Raw genomic sequence first — 14888 nt, 5'->3', positions numbered from 1 at the left:
TCGTACTCCCAAATGCTGTTTTGGAGGTCCCTATGTTTCTCGGTCTTAGCATGAACTCAGTTCAGCCGGTGCGTCGCGCCAGTGCCAAGCAGCGCTCGATCGTTGCCTTCGGAGATAGTCTGACGGCAGGTGCGGGCGCCTCGTCACCCGGCCTTTCCTACCCCGCCGTCGCCGCCTCACTCTTCAACCCGCCTCGCACTGTCATCAATCGTGGCATAGGCGGCCAGACCTCGACCCAGATCGCCACACGGCAAGGGGGTGTGCCTTTGATGGTCGCGGTACAGGGCGCAGAGAGCAAGAACCTGTTCCCGCATACCCGTGACTGGATGATTTTCTTCGAGGCCGGCGCTGTCAACGGATTGGCCCATGAATTGGTCGCAACGGGCATCGATGAAGCCGGTCTTCCCTACGGCGACGTTCGCGTTCACGGAACGGCGACCGCCACGTTTACTGATATCGGCCGACAAATATATGCTTCAATCGCCGCAAACCGCGAAGTCGAACCTGGGAGCCACTGGACCATCTCGGCCGAGGCCCAGCTTGTCGGGGACTCTACCGCAGGCGTCAACGGCTTCAGTCTCCTGCTCATACAGGCGGATGAACCAGGGGGATATCTCAACGAAATCGCATCTCCCGCTTTCCTGCTCGACGGCACGCGCAACGCCGTGTCGGGCAGCGGCCAGGCAACCCATGCCTTCGTTCGATCGACCTTCCTGCTGAGTGTCACGGCAGGGAGCGCCGTCGATATAACGCTCCGCATCTTCCCGGGTCAGTTCGAGGCCGGTGCGTTGCGCACGGCGTTGGAGCTTACTCCGGGTGACGGCACGATCGGTGCCTACAATCCGACGTTCTCGATCATATCCCGCTTCGACAACGGCGCGGAGGGCTGGACACCTCGCCTTCAAGACGGCCACGCAACGCCTTTGCACACGGAAAATGGCAAGCTTGTCGTCCGAAACGACGACGCGGGAAGCCTTCGAGGCTGTGAATTCGCCTTAGCAGTCGTGCCGCACGGCAGAACCATTCGCGTCGCCTTCGATCTCGACTACATAGATGGCGGCGGCACAATCCAGATCGGCGGTCTCCAGGCGACGGGCGGCAGTTGGGCCACGGAAACGTCCGAGGGAGGGCCAACCTGGGTGGTCGATTACAGTGGTCATCACGAAGTCACCTTCACCAGTGGCAACGATGCTTTTGGCAATGCGTCATGCGGGGCCATCGCATTCGTCACCAGCGGCAGCCTTGTCACCTGGTCGCTCGACAACATCGTCATCGAATGGGGCGACGAGAACCCGCAGGTACCCATCACGTACAGATCCGCCGATATCTTCCTTGATTCCGGCTTCCACCGCGGCGGTGCTCCCGGCACATTGGCCGGAATCAGAGGAACACTCGCCACCGACGCAGGCGGAAATTGGAGGTTTACGCGAGGCTCCGCGGGTGACGGTGCCGATGTGCCTTACGCGACGACCTTCCTCCTGGACGATGCAATTTCGCGGCGAGGAGACATCCAGTGGATATGGGCAGGCCGCAACAACGCGCATATGCCGGCGACCGTCATGGCAGACATTGCTGCAATGGCGGGCAGCGTGGCTGGCGGACGGTATCTCGTCGGCTCGATCCTGCCTGCGGCGAGCGACGCGCCCGCGGTGATCGATCATATCATGCGACTGAATACAGACTTGGCCGCCGTTTACGGAAGCCGATTTCTCGACCTTCTCGCAGTCCTTCAGTCATCAGGCGATGGAACGTCCGGCGATGCTGAAGATGTGGGCGCCGGGCTGGTGCCTCGGTCCTTGCGTGTCGATGCGATCCATCTCAACGATGAAGGTTATGCAGTGGTCGCAGCCGCCTGGGCGGACGCCACGATCGCTAAGGGATGGTAAACCGCACGCGCTCCCGAAGCAGACGCGCCGGATTGCCGACATAGATGGTCCATGCAGGTATATCGCGGAATGCAACACTGCGCGCCCCGAGGACGGCGCCGGCGCCCAGGGTGACACCTGGGCCGACGAAGGCCTCGGCGGCCACCCAGGCGTTGATCCCGATGGTGATCGGGTGCGCTTCCAGCTGGAAATGGGGATCGTCTACGGCATGGCTGCCAGCACAGAGATGCGCCCCCTGCGAGACGACGGCGTTCCTGCATATGCGGATGGGCGCCATCGCATAACAGATGACGCGCGGCCCGATCAGCGCGTTCTCCTCTACTATCAGATTTGGCGGATACCAAATTCTCGCAGATCCATGGACGCGGGCATTGGCAGCGAGCTGCGCGCCGAACAAGCGGAGCAAGAAGGCCCGCCACCGGTGCAAGGGAGCCGGCGTCCATGCGGCAAGCAGCGTCCAGACAACTGACCACATCGCGCGCACCATTCTATGTCGCAGCGAAAAGCTCGGCCCGCCAGTGCGCGAGCAGCTTGTTCTGGCATCGAGGATATCCGAGCCCGGCTGCTCCATTCTCATGCCCTCTGGCCCTGGACAGCATTCGTCTGCGCCGCCGATTGCCGGAGCCAAACGGCCAGCAACTTCATGACAAGGAACTGGCAGACAAACAGGGGAAGAACGGCACCGACGGGACCGCGCAGCAAAATAGGCAAGGACGCCGCGATAAAGAATGGCATCATCCGAATGCCAAAGAAGCCGTCCTGGCCGGACCTGATCATAGCTCTGAGCGCAAACGCACTCACGATCCCACCGACCGCAACGCCGGCAAGGCCGAAATCCATGTAGAAATCGCAGCCGAGGAAAAAAGAGAGGTTCGGTGTCCCGTACATGCCGGCCGCGAACAGGTCGCCACCAACATCAAGCCCGCCGACAATCGGCTTTCCCGGCCAGATTGAGCGTGGAACGAAAAATAGCAGGACAGCAGCAAGCTTTTCACCCCACATGAAGTCGTGGGTCGACATGTAGCGGATGCAATGAACCGCCATATCGAACACATCGACGGAGGGGATGTCGAAGATGTTCCCGACGATCGATATTTGCGACACATCCTGCAATCCGCCAAGGCCCAGGCGGGTCGTAACATTGAGAACCGGAAACAAGACGGTCAACGCCAGCAACCCGCAGACGTAGAACTTGGCCGCAGAGATCCTGCCGCCCGCGAGCGCCAACAACACCGGCAACCAGACCGCCAGCAGGATGAAGCGTGGCGCGTTGAAGGGGTTCCTTGCCAGTGCCAGCAAGACGAGCACCGCGACCAGGAGGAATGCCGAGGTGAGCCTCTGCTTTGACTGACGACTGTACCCTGCAACCAGACATGCCGTAGCCGACTGGACCGCGAGAAACAGCGGGCTCGCGATGAAGCCCTGCGAGGCGTCCTGCTGCAGGCGAGATGAAAGCAATCGCTCGAAGCCACCTTCAGACATTGCAAATAGCATGAACGCAGCGACATTCACGACGAGGACGGCTGGTATATTCGGGCGCTGGTCAGTCACCGCGGACGCTTCATTGGATTGCAGCGGCACAAAGAGGAACGGAAAGGCAAAAATGACGACAACCAGCATCGCCAGAACGTACTCGGCCTGTTCGTATGCATAGGCCGTTATTGCGGTCGAGCCACCAATGTAGTCCCCATGAATTCGCTGCAGCGGCGAGATCACGAAATAGATGAACAGGCAGAACCAGAAGACGTCTCCGATCTGGAAAAACGGTGACCGCAGTCGCAGCATGCCACCGACCACCATGGCAAACATTGGCAATGTCAGAACGATGACAAACGCGCTGTCGGCCAAAGGCAAGTTGAGCAGGTAGAGCCCCACCACTGTCCAGAGTCTGGTCATTGCAATCCTCGCGGTACTCGCAGACTGGCCCGCCGGAGGGAAAGGACTGGCCACAGGCACAATGCCATCACAACATGCGACATCACTTCCGCGATTGCTAAACCAGCAAGGCCAAGCCAGGCACTGAGAGCAGCACTTGCCGCAAGGCAGACCAACATCGCGCCGTTTGCTGACACTGCGACAGCGCGGTAGCAGCCAAGCGCTTGCGCTGCCTGTGACAGTGTTGAGGACAATGCACCACTCAGCACTCCAAGCGAAAAGAGACAGACCACAAGCGCTGCTGCCGCGGTCGCACCGCGTGTCACTTCCGAGATCAGCAGGCCGCCTGCCAGCAGACCTGCGGAGATGAATACAGAGAGCCAAGAAGCCAGGCGTTGCACGCGGAATGCCGTCCAGGCAGGCGCGGTACCTGTGGCCAAGTTTCTTACAAGCAGAGGAAAGTGCGCTCGGCGAACAAACTCCAGCACCTGTGAGCCGGCGGCTGCAACCAGTCGCCCATAGAGAAAGATTGCTGTCGCCTCCGGCCCCAGAAACATCGAACAGACAACGATCTGAAATCGGAACGACAGCTGTCCCGGCAGAACAGCAAGCAACGCCGATGCACCTTCACGAGCCAACGCAACGCAATGCCGCCGGGTTGTCCATATGGCTCCGGGAAGGTGACCGACATGGCGAAGGACCAGCAACTGCAGGATGACTGTGAGCCCACATCCGGCCGACAGCGCCGACCCGAGGAGAAGACCCGCCTTGTCGGGCGCAAGCGTGCTCGCCGGCAGCAGGATCGCAGCCGAGCAAAGATAGGATGCCACACCAGTCAGGCCCGTCATCCCGCTCAGCTTTAAGCCGTCGAGAACACCGCCGGCATTGAATGCCCATAAAGCAAGCGCGGGAATCGCCGCTCGTGCGTAAGCCCGGCCAAACTCGTCTTGCGTCCATGCCGCATAAAGTGACGCGAGCGAGGCAATCACCCCTGCCACGCACAGGCGAACGATGCTTGCCGACCAGAAGCAGCGCCGGATCTCCGCCGTATCGCCGTCGCAGTCCGCCAACGCAACCCTCCGGGCCACTGAGGCAACAGCGCCGCCATCGACGACCAACAGCGCCAGAATGGCAAAGGAGAAGCATGCTCCGAAACGCGCCAGCAGCTCAAGGTCGCCGCGACCGACGAGCCAGGTCTGCGCGAGGAATATCGACCCCTGCCCTATAGCGAAGCTCGCGATCAAAAGTACTGCGTTGCCGGGCGCTTGCCACGACATGCTTTGGTCCGATTTCGACGAGCCAGCATCGACCGATGTCATGCAGCAGCCCGGATCAGCTGGCTCTCGATCCAGGCATAGGTTCTTTCCAAACCGACAATCAGGCTCTGCGCCGGGCGCCAACCCAATTTCTGTGCAATCAATCGATTGTCGGAGTTGCGTCCCCGGACGCCCAGAGGGCCGGCAATGTGCCGCTTATGGAGCCTCTTGCCGGCAATAGCGCAGACCATGTCGACCATTTGGTTGATGGTCACCATCTCGTCCGATCCGATATTGACCGGCCCCTCGAAGTCCGACCGCATCAGCCGCGTCGTGCCCTCAAGACACTCGTCTATGTAGAGAAAGGACCGGGTCTGTCGACCATCTCCCCAGATCTCGATCTCATCACCGTTCGAGGCGAGTGCCACCTTGCGGCAGATCGCGGCCGGTGCCTTTTCCCTCCCGCCCTGCCAGGTCCCCGAGGGCCCGAAGATGTTGTGATATCGGGCAATCCGGTTCTTCATTCCATGATTGCGGTTATAGGCAAGGAAGAGGCGTTCGGAGATGAGTTTTTCCCATCCGTAATCGCTGTCAGGCGCGGCTGGATAGGCAGACGATTCCGCACAGTTGGGATTGTCCGGATCGTCCTGATTATGGGCCGGGTAGATGCAAGCGGACGATGAATAAAACACACGCTCGACACGCCGACGCCGGCAGAGCTCGGCAACGTTGAGGTTGATGATCGAGGAATTGTGGATGATGTCGGCGTCATGTTCGCCGGTGAAGATATATCCGGCCCCGCCCATGTCGGCCGCCAGCTGGTACACCTCGTCGAAACGACCGTCGATCGCATCATCACAAACGTCCTGTCGACGAAGATCGCCGGCGATGAACTCGTCGGCCACTGTTGCCTGATACTCCGGAAACTTGAGATCGACACCTCGAACCCAGAATCCTTCCTGCTTCAGTCGTCGGACAAGGTGGCTGCCGATAAAGCCTCCGGCACCACATACAAGAGCAGTTTTCCCCAGCACGTCACGCCCCCCAGCGCTAAATGGCCTGCAACTCCGTCAAAGTTAGATTCCGAAAAATTTCCTCGAAGCGATCCGCAATCCGGTCGATATCAAAAGTTCTATCGGCATAGGCGCGACCGTTGACGCCCAGCGTCCTGCGCAGCTCTGCGCTCTCGACGAGTCGTTGAAAATTGGTCACAAAACTCGCATGGTCCCGCGGGTCCGAAACCAGACCAGCCTGCTCCCGCTCCAGAATCCGCCGCGCGAGATTCCCCTTCGGAATCGCCGCAAGCACGGGTCTCGCGAAGCAAAGATAAGTCAGCACTTTCGACGGAACCGAGAAGATGCCTGCATCTCCTTCGATCATGGCGATCAGGATGTCTGCCTCCGCCAAAACGGCTGGCAGTTCCGAGAATGGCACCCATGGCCGGACGTGCAGATTTGTTATGCCTTCGGTTATCGCGCGCTGCAGAAGCTCCCCGGCAACGCGCCCCTCCGAGAATACCTCGATCTCCACCGGAAGAGCCTTCGCCGCAGACAGAAGAATGTCGGGGTTGTGCTTGTAGCCCAGTGTTCCGGCATAGACGGCGCGGATTGGCCGCCCCTTCGCCTCCGTGTGTCTCGTTCCTGCATGGCTCAGCTCGTCGAGCGGCGCCCAATTTTCGATGACCGAAACGCGCCGACGTGAGAGGCCGTTGCCCTCGAGAATAGGAAGGAAGTCGTCGGTGATAGCAACGATATGATCGCTCCTCCGCAGGAGCTCATATTCGAGCTTGTGATAGCGCTTGGCAACAAGGCTGCCAATCAGCGGAAGTTTGCGCGGGAGGATGCGGCCAATGGCTTCGCTATAGATATCTTGGAGCCAGAAGACGAATTTCGCCCCGATCGCCCGTGTCGCTTTGTAGATCACCGCCTGCGTATCCAGCGGAGCGTTGGAGGAAAGCACGATCTCAGGTCGAAATCGCCGGACCTGGGCAGCAACCAATCGACCGATTTCAACTTCCTGGGCTCTACGTTTGAAAAAGCTGTCCTTCCGGAAAACGTCATCCAGGAAAACGCCTGCAATCTCCAAGCCGAGTGGATCGTCACAGCGCTTCTTGAGGTCTCCCTTCGGTGTCTGGAAGCTCTCGGAATGAATGTGGCGAACCCGATTGCCACGTGCTGCGAGGCAGCGCGAAAGCTGAACCTGAAACGGGTGACCCGAGTAATCGTGAACAAGTATGCGCCGCCCACCAGCCATATCATTTTCTCAGATGGATGAAGAATACGGATACTGCAAATACACTTCCGGCCACAGCAGCGAGAAATCCCGCCACAGCCAAGAGTAGATCATCGGTTGTATTTATGAATTGACTAAACCTTTACAAAAACGTGTCATTTGTCAAGGCACTCTATTTGAAGTAGCCCCTCCGCTCCCAGCGGGATTGAATCTGGGCTCCGCAGCGCCTCACCCTAGGCAGCCGAAAGCGCAGACCGACTTCCGAAGGCGAACCACCTGCGCTGATCCTGTCTGTTCAGCACCGCAATGATCGGTCTCGTATCTCCTGCATGGCTCCGGAAAGCCGCGACAGCCTTTCGTGCCGCGTTCTGAGGCGTGCTCGCCCAGTGCACGACAAAGAGAACTGCATCGCAAAGACGGGCGAGGTAGAATGCGTCGACGGCCGCTTCGACAGGCGGCGTATCTACGACAATGTAGTCGAAGTGCTGGCGCGACCGTTCCAGCAGCTTTCGGACCCTCGGCCCCATGAGAAGATCATCGGTCGGGAATTCCGCAGGGCGCGCACCGAGGATCACGGAGAGGTTGGTGGCGTCATCGGTCACGACCATGTTCGCGAGGCCTGGATCAGGCTCGCCGCGCAGAAGATTGACGAATGCCGATGTGGGTTCGCGGTCGATGTGTCGGTGAATGCTGGGGTTGCGAAGGTTGCAGTCGATCAACAGGGTTCGCTTTCCAGCCAACGCATAGGTGCGCGCCAAGGATGTCGCCAGCGTCGACTTCCCCTCGCCCGAGAGAGCCGAAGCAACTAGCACCACGACTCCGTTTTCGGCCTCTCGTTCAAGGAAACCGGCATTTCGCAGCAATGTCTGGTCCAGCACCACGCGGATGCGCCGTATCGACTCGGAAAAGACGGAGAGCGGAACCGAAATAATCGTGTCCGAAAGACCCCGCCCATGCGGCTTCTCAAGCTCGCTGCCAGCCTGATCCGGTGTGACCGACGCAAGCGGAATGTTCAGGACCGAACTCACCTGATCCTCGCTTGTGAAGCCACCCACGAAGAATTCCCGGAGCAGCGCGCCGCCAATGCCCATGCCAAGTGCAAAGATCGCCATGACCGCAAGCACCAGACCCTTCCTCGGATAGGATGGCTCTATCGGAACGAGTGCAGCGGAGACAACGCGGCTGTCGGCGATCTGCAGGCTTGCCTGCGCTTCGAAGTCCTGTAGTCGGGTTAACAGATTCTGGTACTGGGCCCTTGCGACCTGCACCGACTGCTGCAAAGCATAGAATTGAGTTAGGATTTCCGAGGGAATGTTGCGTCCGAAGTCTAGTCCATGCGCATCGGAAGTGCTCTTGCCGAACTCCGCATCGGCAAGCCGCAGCCTGGGCAGCGATCCGGCCGCCTGCAGGTCGCTGTGCGACGTCGTGAAAAGATCAAGGTTCCGCTCGTTCTGCGAAAGCAGGTCTCTAGCTGCCGCCAGCTGTTGCTCGAGGATCTTGCCGGCTGCGACTGTATTCGCGACTTTGGCCTCAACCTGTTTCCTGATGTAGACCGTCGTGACGAGATTTGCGAGGCGCGCTGCCTTCTCCGCATCCTCCGACGTCACGCCAACACTTATGAGGTAGGTCAAGCCTTCGCGGCGAACCCGAACGGCATCCTTGAAGGAGGAGAGAACCGCCCCGAGCGCCATGTCCCCTTCGAGCGGCAGGCTCTTTCCTAGCCCCAGCACGGCTAACAGCCGCTCCTTGAACAGGTTGGGCGCGAATTCCGGATCGGAGAGCAGGTTGCCGTCCCTTACCGCGTCAAGCAGTACCGCATCGGATTGGATAATGCGACCTTCGCCTTCCACCCGGGAATTGTCAGTCAGTCCGCTTGCGGTAGCAGCATCGGGGTCGAGCAGGTTCTTCGAGCTGGTATCGACAAGGACAAGTGACTGAGCCGTGTATCGCGGTGTGAGGGAGAATAGGACGACGACACTCAGCAGAAAGATCGGCAGTCCGATCAATGCTATTGTCCGTGCCTGACGCCGGACAAGCCCGACAAACGTTCGAAGATTTGCGACATCGTTCATGCGGATGCAAACCTTCAACTAGCTAGTTACAGCCGGATACTCGCTCTGGTTTATCGTTCCAGACAATTACCACATTAAAGACCATTCACAACTATAGATAAGCCTATTGGATTAACACCCTCCGCATTCGAATAGGGCCGGATAACCTGTAAGTCATCCGGCCCGAGAGCTTCTTACCGATACGCGTCGAACAGCCGGTGGATGGCATCGATTTCGTTCTGGCGTATGTCATGCCCGCCGGCATGCCATTCCGTCGTGACAGAAGCCTTCTGCGCTTCGAAATAGTCCGCCAGAGCTCGCGTCACCGGCGCGGGGCCGATCGGGTCGCGCTCGCCCGCAGTAATCAGGATCTTGCGCCCCTCCAGCCCGACATTTGCCTTCGGCTTAAAGGGGATCAGCGGATGCATGAGCGCCGAAGCATCAAACAAGCCCTTCTCGATCAATAGGTTGGCAAGAATGTTGGCCCCGTTCGAGAACCCGAGCCCAAGGACATCGGTTGACCCATGTTCCTTGGCCAGCGTTGTCACGAAGGCAGTCATCTTGTCGGTCGCCCGAGCAAGATCGTCCATGTCGTAGACGCCCTCGCCGGTGCGCTTGAAGAACCGTGCCGCGCCGAACTCGGAAACGTCGCCGCGGGGCGAAACGATCGTCGCATCCGGCAACAGGCGGCGGCCGAAATCGAAGAACTGGTTTTCATCGCCCCCCGTGCCATGGAATACAAACAGAATGGGCTTTCCGGGTGCACCGGCATGCAGCCGGTGCACATAGCTGTTATCATTCATCTTTCTTCCCCTTAGGCTTCAAGCGGTTGCAAGTGCTGTTCGATGAGGGAGCGCAGGTGCTGATGCTGTTGCGGCAGCTTCAGTGCTTCACCAAGGTGCGCCGTATCCTCATCCCGATTGAAGCCAGGTTCGTTGGTCGCGATCTCGAAAAGAATGCCGCCCGGCGTCCGGAAGTAGATCGCCCAGAAGTAATCGCGATCGATCACTGGTGTTACCTGATAACCGGTATCCATCAGTGCCTTGCGCACTTCCAGTTGCTTCTCACGGTTCTCGACCGCAAAGGCAACATGGTGGACGGAACCAGCACCCGGCAGAGCACGCGAGAGGTTCGGCATCGTTTCGAGATCGACCAGATGCGCGCCATTTCCGCCCGGAATGGTCAGGCGCTTTACGCCGTCTCGCTCTTCCTGCACTTCATAGCCCATGAACTTGAGCAATTCGGATGTTGCACCGTCATCGCGCAGCCGCATGGCAACCGAGTGGAAGCCGCGGATTGCGTGATCCTCGCTGATACCGCCGTGGGTCCACGGCAGGCGTTGGTCATCCCTGACTTCCACAAGAGCAAAGCCGTCGCCGTCCGGACCGCCAAAGTTCAAACGCTTCTCGCCGAACGTCTCCTCGGTCTTCAAGCCGGTGACGTTCAGCTTGCTAAGCCGATCGCTCCAGAAGCCGATCGAACCTTGCGGCACGGAAAAAACCGTGGTTCCGACCTCACCGGTTCCGGGGCGCCCCTGCGCCATCTTCGGGAACGGGAAGTAGGTCATGATCGTGCCGGGCGCACCGGTCTCATCGCCATAATAAAGGTGATAGACGTCAGGCGCGTCGAAGTTGACAGTCTTCTTGACGCGACGCAGGCCCAGCACGTTGGTGAAGAACTGGTTGTTGGTTCGGGCGTCCTCCGCCATCGACGTGACGTGGTGCAGGCCCTTGATTTGATCGAGCATTTTGAGACCCCTTTCTTGCCCGCGTGGCGGGCTTCGGATGGGGTATAGATGATCCCTAAGTACCGATCGGAATAGCCCCACCGACCGGAACGCATTGTCTCCTTTTAATGAACGACAGAGCAAAGTCGTTCATGATGGAGTTAGTTGTTATGTGGGCCTGCGGGTAGCTGCCAGTCGATCGGCGCCCGGCCGTGGGCCTGCAAGAAAGTATTGGCCTTGGAGAAATGACCACAACCGAAGAACCCGTTATGGGCGGACAGGGGCGACGGGTGCGGAGCTTTCAACACCAGGTGACGCGAGGTGTCGACGAAGGCTGCCTTTCGCTGGGCATAAGAGCCCCACAATATGAAAACCACTGCATCGCATTCATCGTTGACCTTGCGAATGACTGCATCGGTAAAGCGCTCCCAGCCCTTGCCCTGATGCGATGCAGCTTGCGCCTCCTCGACCGTCAGCACGCTGTTCAACAACAGAACGCCCTGCCGCGCCCAATGCTCCAAAAATCCGTGGCGAGCAGGCGGTATCCCCAGATCGGTTTGCATCTCTTTGTAGATGTTGACGAGCGACGGCGGAATTCGCACGCCCGGCCGAACGCTGAAACAGAGCCCATGTGCCTGACCGAGGCCATGATAGGGGTCCTGCCCCAGGATCACGACTTTGACCTCCGCCAGCGGCGTCAGGTCAAGAGCACGAAAGTACTCTGATCCCTTGGGAAATATATGCTTTCCGGCCTGCTTCTGGGCAACGAGAAATGCCTTGAGCTGATGCATGTAGGGGCTGGAGAACTCGTGGGCGAGAGCTTCCCTCCAGCTCTCCTCCAATGCCACCGAATGTTCATTCATGAATGGTCCTCGTCCGCTCGAACGAGCTTTCAACTTGCTTCGCAGCGGGATTTGGCGGACATTTTATCGTTCGCCGGGGTTCAAAATTTGCGAATGCTGCGTAGATTGCGTTCGAATCGCTGACGAATTCAAGCATGCCGGGGGGCTTATCCAGGATGAAATTCGGTACAAGTGGGCTTCGTGGCCTGTCTGTCGACCTCAAGGGCCGAGCCTCGGCGCTCTATGCGACGGCGTTTGGACGCTATCTCCTGGGCAGCGGCATGGCTCGCCCTGGCGACGCCATCCTGATCGGCCGGGATTTTCGGGATTCCAGCCCTGAGATCACAGCAAATTGCGCCGACGCACTGGCGGCTCTCGGATTCAACGTACGCAACTGCGGCACGGTGCCGACCCCTGCGCTTGCCCTGGCAGGGCTCCGGGAAAAGGCGGCGTGCCTTATGGTAACGGGTTCGCATATTCCGGCTGACCGCAACGGCATAAAGTTCTATCGCCCGGATGGGGAAATCGACAAGGCAGATGAAGCGGCGATCACTGCCGCCGCCACGGAACTTGATCGCGCCGGTTTTGCCTTTGAACCTCGCAGCACAACCCCACAGGACCGGTCCGCCGAGTGTCTGGCTGCTTTCCGCGAACGGAACGCCAGCATTCTGCCATCAGGGTCGCTGGCAGGGCTAAAGGTCGGTGTCTACCAGCACAGTACGGTTGCCCGAGACCTGCTGGTGGATCTCCTGCAGCATTTCGGTGCCGCCGTCGTGACCTTTGGCCGGTCGGAGGCATTCATCCCCGTCGATACTGAAGCCGTATCGGAAGAAACGATCCTGAAGCTCAGGGAGATGGCGAGCCAGCATGGTCTCGACGCCGTCGTCTCGGCTGACGGCGACGGCGACCGGCCGCTGGTCGCCGACGAGACAGGCGCGCCGCTGCGTGGTGATCTTCTCGGGCTGATCGCCGCAAGCTTTCTCGGAGTCACGGCGGTGGTGACGCCCGTCACCTCGAATTCGGGTATTGAGACTGCCGGCCGCTTCCGCGTCATTCGCACCCGTGTAGGCTCTCCCTTTGTGATATCGGGCATGCAGGAAGCTCTGGCGGCCGGCGAGAACCGCGTCGCAGGTTTTGAAGCAAACGGCGGCGTATTGACCGCGAGTGACTTCGAGATCAACGGTCACCGCCTGCAAGCGCTGCCGACACGTGATTGCTTCGTACCGATCCTGGCGACGCTCGCTCTTGCGGCATCGAGACGCCAACCGCTTTCAGCTATCGCCTCCTCCCACCATCTGGCGTTTGCCGCGGCGGATAGGCTTGAGAATTTTCCAGTCGAAACCAGTGCGCGGCTGATGGCGCATCTGCGTGCCGATCCTGCCAACCTTGCCGCGTTTCTGCAGCCGGTCGGCGAGGTCGCAAGCATCAGCGATCTCGACGGACTTCGTGTCAGGTTGAAGAGCGGACGCATCATCCATCTGCGCCCTTCCGGCAATGCTCCCGAGATGCGTTGCTATGTCGAGGCGGAGGATGAAGCCGCGGCGGTGGCGTTGCTGCATGCCGGATTGGAGCGCATCCTCTGGTGGGCGAACGCAAATTGATTGACAAGGCAAAGAGACATCCAAGGACATTCCAGATGACGCACAAAATCGTTCCCGTGATCATGGCTGGCGGCAAAGGTACCCGCCTTTGGCCGCTATCGCGAGCCGCGGCACCCAAGCAGTTCATACGCTTCATTGGCGACCAGACACTGTTTCAGGAAACGCTGCTGCGCGTCTCCGATCCAAAACTCTACGAGCCTCCGGTCGTTCTCACCAACGAAGAATTCCGTTTTCTCGTCGCCGAGCAGGCGCGTGAAGTCGACATTGCACTCTCGATGATCCTGCTCGAACCGGTCGCCCGCAATACGGCTGCTGCCGTTGCAGCGGCAGCGACGCTCGTACGCGATCGGTTCGATGAAGACACGATCATGCATGTGCTCGGCTCGGACTACGAGATTGTGGCCGACGACACCTACTTCGACAGTGTCCGCATCGCCGCCGCCACGGCCCGTGAAGGCAAGCTCGTGACCTTCGGCATTCAGCCCACCGAGCCGGCAACCGGATACGGCTACATCGAGGGCGGCGATACGCTGCCTACCGGCGCTCGGGCGGTAGCACGCTTCATCGAGAAGCCTCCACTTGCCAAGGCCGAAGAGATGCTTTCTGCCGGCGGATTCTATTGGAATTCCGGCATGTTCATGTTCTCCGTCTCGCGCTTCGCCGATGAGATGGCCGCATACGCTCCGGAGGCAATGAAGGCGGCGGAAGAGGCCGTAAAGAACGGCAGGACGGATCTCGACTTCATTCGCCTCGACAAGGCGGCATTTGCCGCAAGCCCGAACATCTCGATCGACTACGCCATCATGGAGAAGACGAGCAACGCCGCCGTTGTTCCCTCGCCCTTCAAATGGTCCGACCTCGGCAGCTGGGATTCCGTCTGGAAGAGTGGCAACCGGGATGCCGACGGCAATGTGGCGGCAGCCAACACCACCGTCGTCAACACCAAGAATTCGCTGATCATGACCCATGGCGTGCACCTCGCCGTCCAGGGCATGGACGACATCGCCGTCATCGCGAGTGAGGATGCTGTCTATGTCGGCCGACTGCAGGACAGCCAGGATGTCGGAAACATCGTCAAGATGCTCGCTGCCGCGCCCTCGACGTCGCAGCTGACCGAGACGCATCCGACCTCCTACCGCCCGTGGGGCGGGTACACGTCCGTTCTGAACGGTGACCGCTTCCAGGTCAAACGCATCTTCGTCACCCCAGGCAAGAAACTGTCGCTGCAGAAGCACCACCACCGCTCCGAGCACTGGATCGTCGTCAAGGGCACTGCCGAGGTGACCATCGGCGAGAACGTGCAGATGCTCAGGGAAAACGAATCCGTCTACATCCCCCTCGGAGAAATCCATCGCCTCGCCAACCCCGGCAAGATCATGCTCGAACTCATCGAGGTGCAGACGGGATCCTACCTCGGCG

At 59.6% G+C, this 14888-nt stretch carries 12 protein-coding genes; 3 read left to right on the top strand and 9 right to left on the bottom strand.

The genetic code is table 11. The features are described 5' to 3' along the window. The first annotated feature begins 32 nt into the window (after positions 1-32). Positions 33-1886, top strand: a complete 1854-nt coding sequence (locus JNB88_RS29430) for an SGNH/GDSL hydrolase family protein (protein WP_220358552.1) — start codon at positions 33-35, stop codon at positions 1884-1886. Here JNB88_RS29430 and JNB88_RS29425 read toward each other — a convergent pair. From JNB88_RS29425 to ung, 9 genes are all read right to left on the bottom strand, one after another. Beyond that, positions 1873-2463: a DapH/DapD/GlmU-related protein gene (locus JNB88_RS29425; RefSeq protein WP_420832230.1), complete on the bottom strand. Its 591-nt coding sequence runs from the start codon at positions 2461-2463 to the stop codon at positions 1873-1875. The genes JNB88_RS29430 and JNB88_RS29425 overlap by 14 nt on opposite strands. Further along, on the bottom strand, positions 2460-3782 hold the full coding sequence (locus tag JNB88_RS29420; protein ID WP_220358550.1) for a hypothetical protein: 1323 nt from the start codon (positions 3780-3782) through the stop codon (positions 2460-2462). Before JNB88_RS29420 ends, JNB88_RS29425 begins: the two co-directional genes overlap by 4 nt. Then, positions 3779-5038 (bottom strand): lipopolysaccharide biosynthesis protein, encoded by a 1260-nt coding sequence (locus JNB88_RS29415; protein WP_220358549.1) that lies wholly within the window; start codon positions 5036-5038, stop codon positions 3779-3781. The genes JNB88_RS29420 and JNB88_RS29415 overlap by 4 nt, the downstream gene beginning before the upstream one ends. 38 nt (positions 5039-5076) lie before the next feature. Beyond that, positions 5077-6051, bottom strand: coding sequence for an NAD-dependent epimerase/dehydratase family protein (locus JNB88_RS29410; protein WP_220358548.1), 975 nt, complete (start codon positions 6049-6051; stop codon positions 5077-5079). Positions 6052-6067: 16 nt separating this feature from the next. Beyond that, on the bottom strand, positions 6068-7270 hold the full coding sequence (locus JNB88_RS29405; RefSeq protein ID WP_220358547.1) for a glycosyltransferase family 4 protein: 1203 nt from the start codon (positions 7268-7270) through the stop codon (positions 6068-6070). 212 nt (positions 7271-7482) lie between these two features. Beyond that, positions 7483-9321: a GNVR domain-containing protein gene (locus JNB88_RS29400; protein WP_220358546.1), complete on the bottom strand. Its 1839-nt coding sequence runs from the start codon at positions 9319-9321 to the stop codon at positions 7483-7485. Between the two features lie 173 nt (positions 9322-9494). After that, positions 9495-10103 carry an alpha/beta hydrolase gene (locus tag JNB88_RS29395; RefSeq protein ID WP_220358545.1) on the bottom strand — a complete coding sequence of 203 codons (609 nt, stop codon included), beginning with the start codon at positions 10101-10103 and terminating at the stop codon, positions 9495-9497. Positions 10104-10114: 11 nt separating this feature from the next. After that, positions 10115-11047 (bottom strand): VOC family protein, encoded by a 933-nt coding sequence (locus JNB88_RS29390; protein ID WP_220358544.1) that lies wholly within the window; start codon positions 11045-11047, stop codon positions 10115-10117. A gap of 140 nt (positions 11048-11187) precedes the next feature. Next, a complete protein-coding gene (gene ung / locus JNB88_RS29385) occupies positions 11188-11889 on the bottom strand; it encodes a uracil-DNA glycosylase (protein WP_220358543.1) in 702 nt (233 codons plus the stop codon). A gap of 155 nt (positions 11890-12044) precedes the next feature. On the opposite strand from ung, the gene JNB88_RS29380 reads away from it, so the two are divergent. Both JNB88_RS29380 and JNB88_RS29375 read left to right on the top strand, forming a co-directional pair. Further along, the gene (locus JNB88_RS29380; RefSeq protein ID WP_220358542.1) at positions 12045-13469 is read left to right on the top strand and encodes a phosphomannomutase; all 1425 of its coding nucleotides are present in this window, start codon (positions 12045-12047) and stop codon (positions 13467-13469) included. Between the two features lie 35 nt (positions 13470-13504). Continuing rightward, the coding region (locus JNB88_RS29375; RefSeq protein WP_220358541.1) for a mannose-1-phosphate guanylyltransferase/mannose-6-phosphate isomerase at positions 13505-14888 on the top strand (1384 nt) is incomplete at its 3' end.

The organism is Rhizobium cauense (assembly GCF_019511525.1).
Classification (GTDB): domain Bacteria; phylum Pseudomonadota; class Alphaproteobacteria; order Rhizobiales; family Rhizobiaceae; genus Rhizobium; species Rhizobium cauense.
This window is presented reverse-complemented; position numbering and strand designations above follow the sequence as displayed.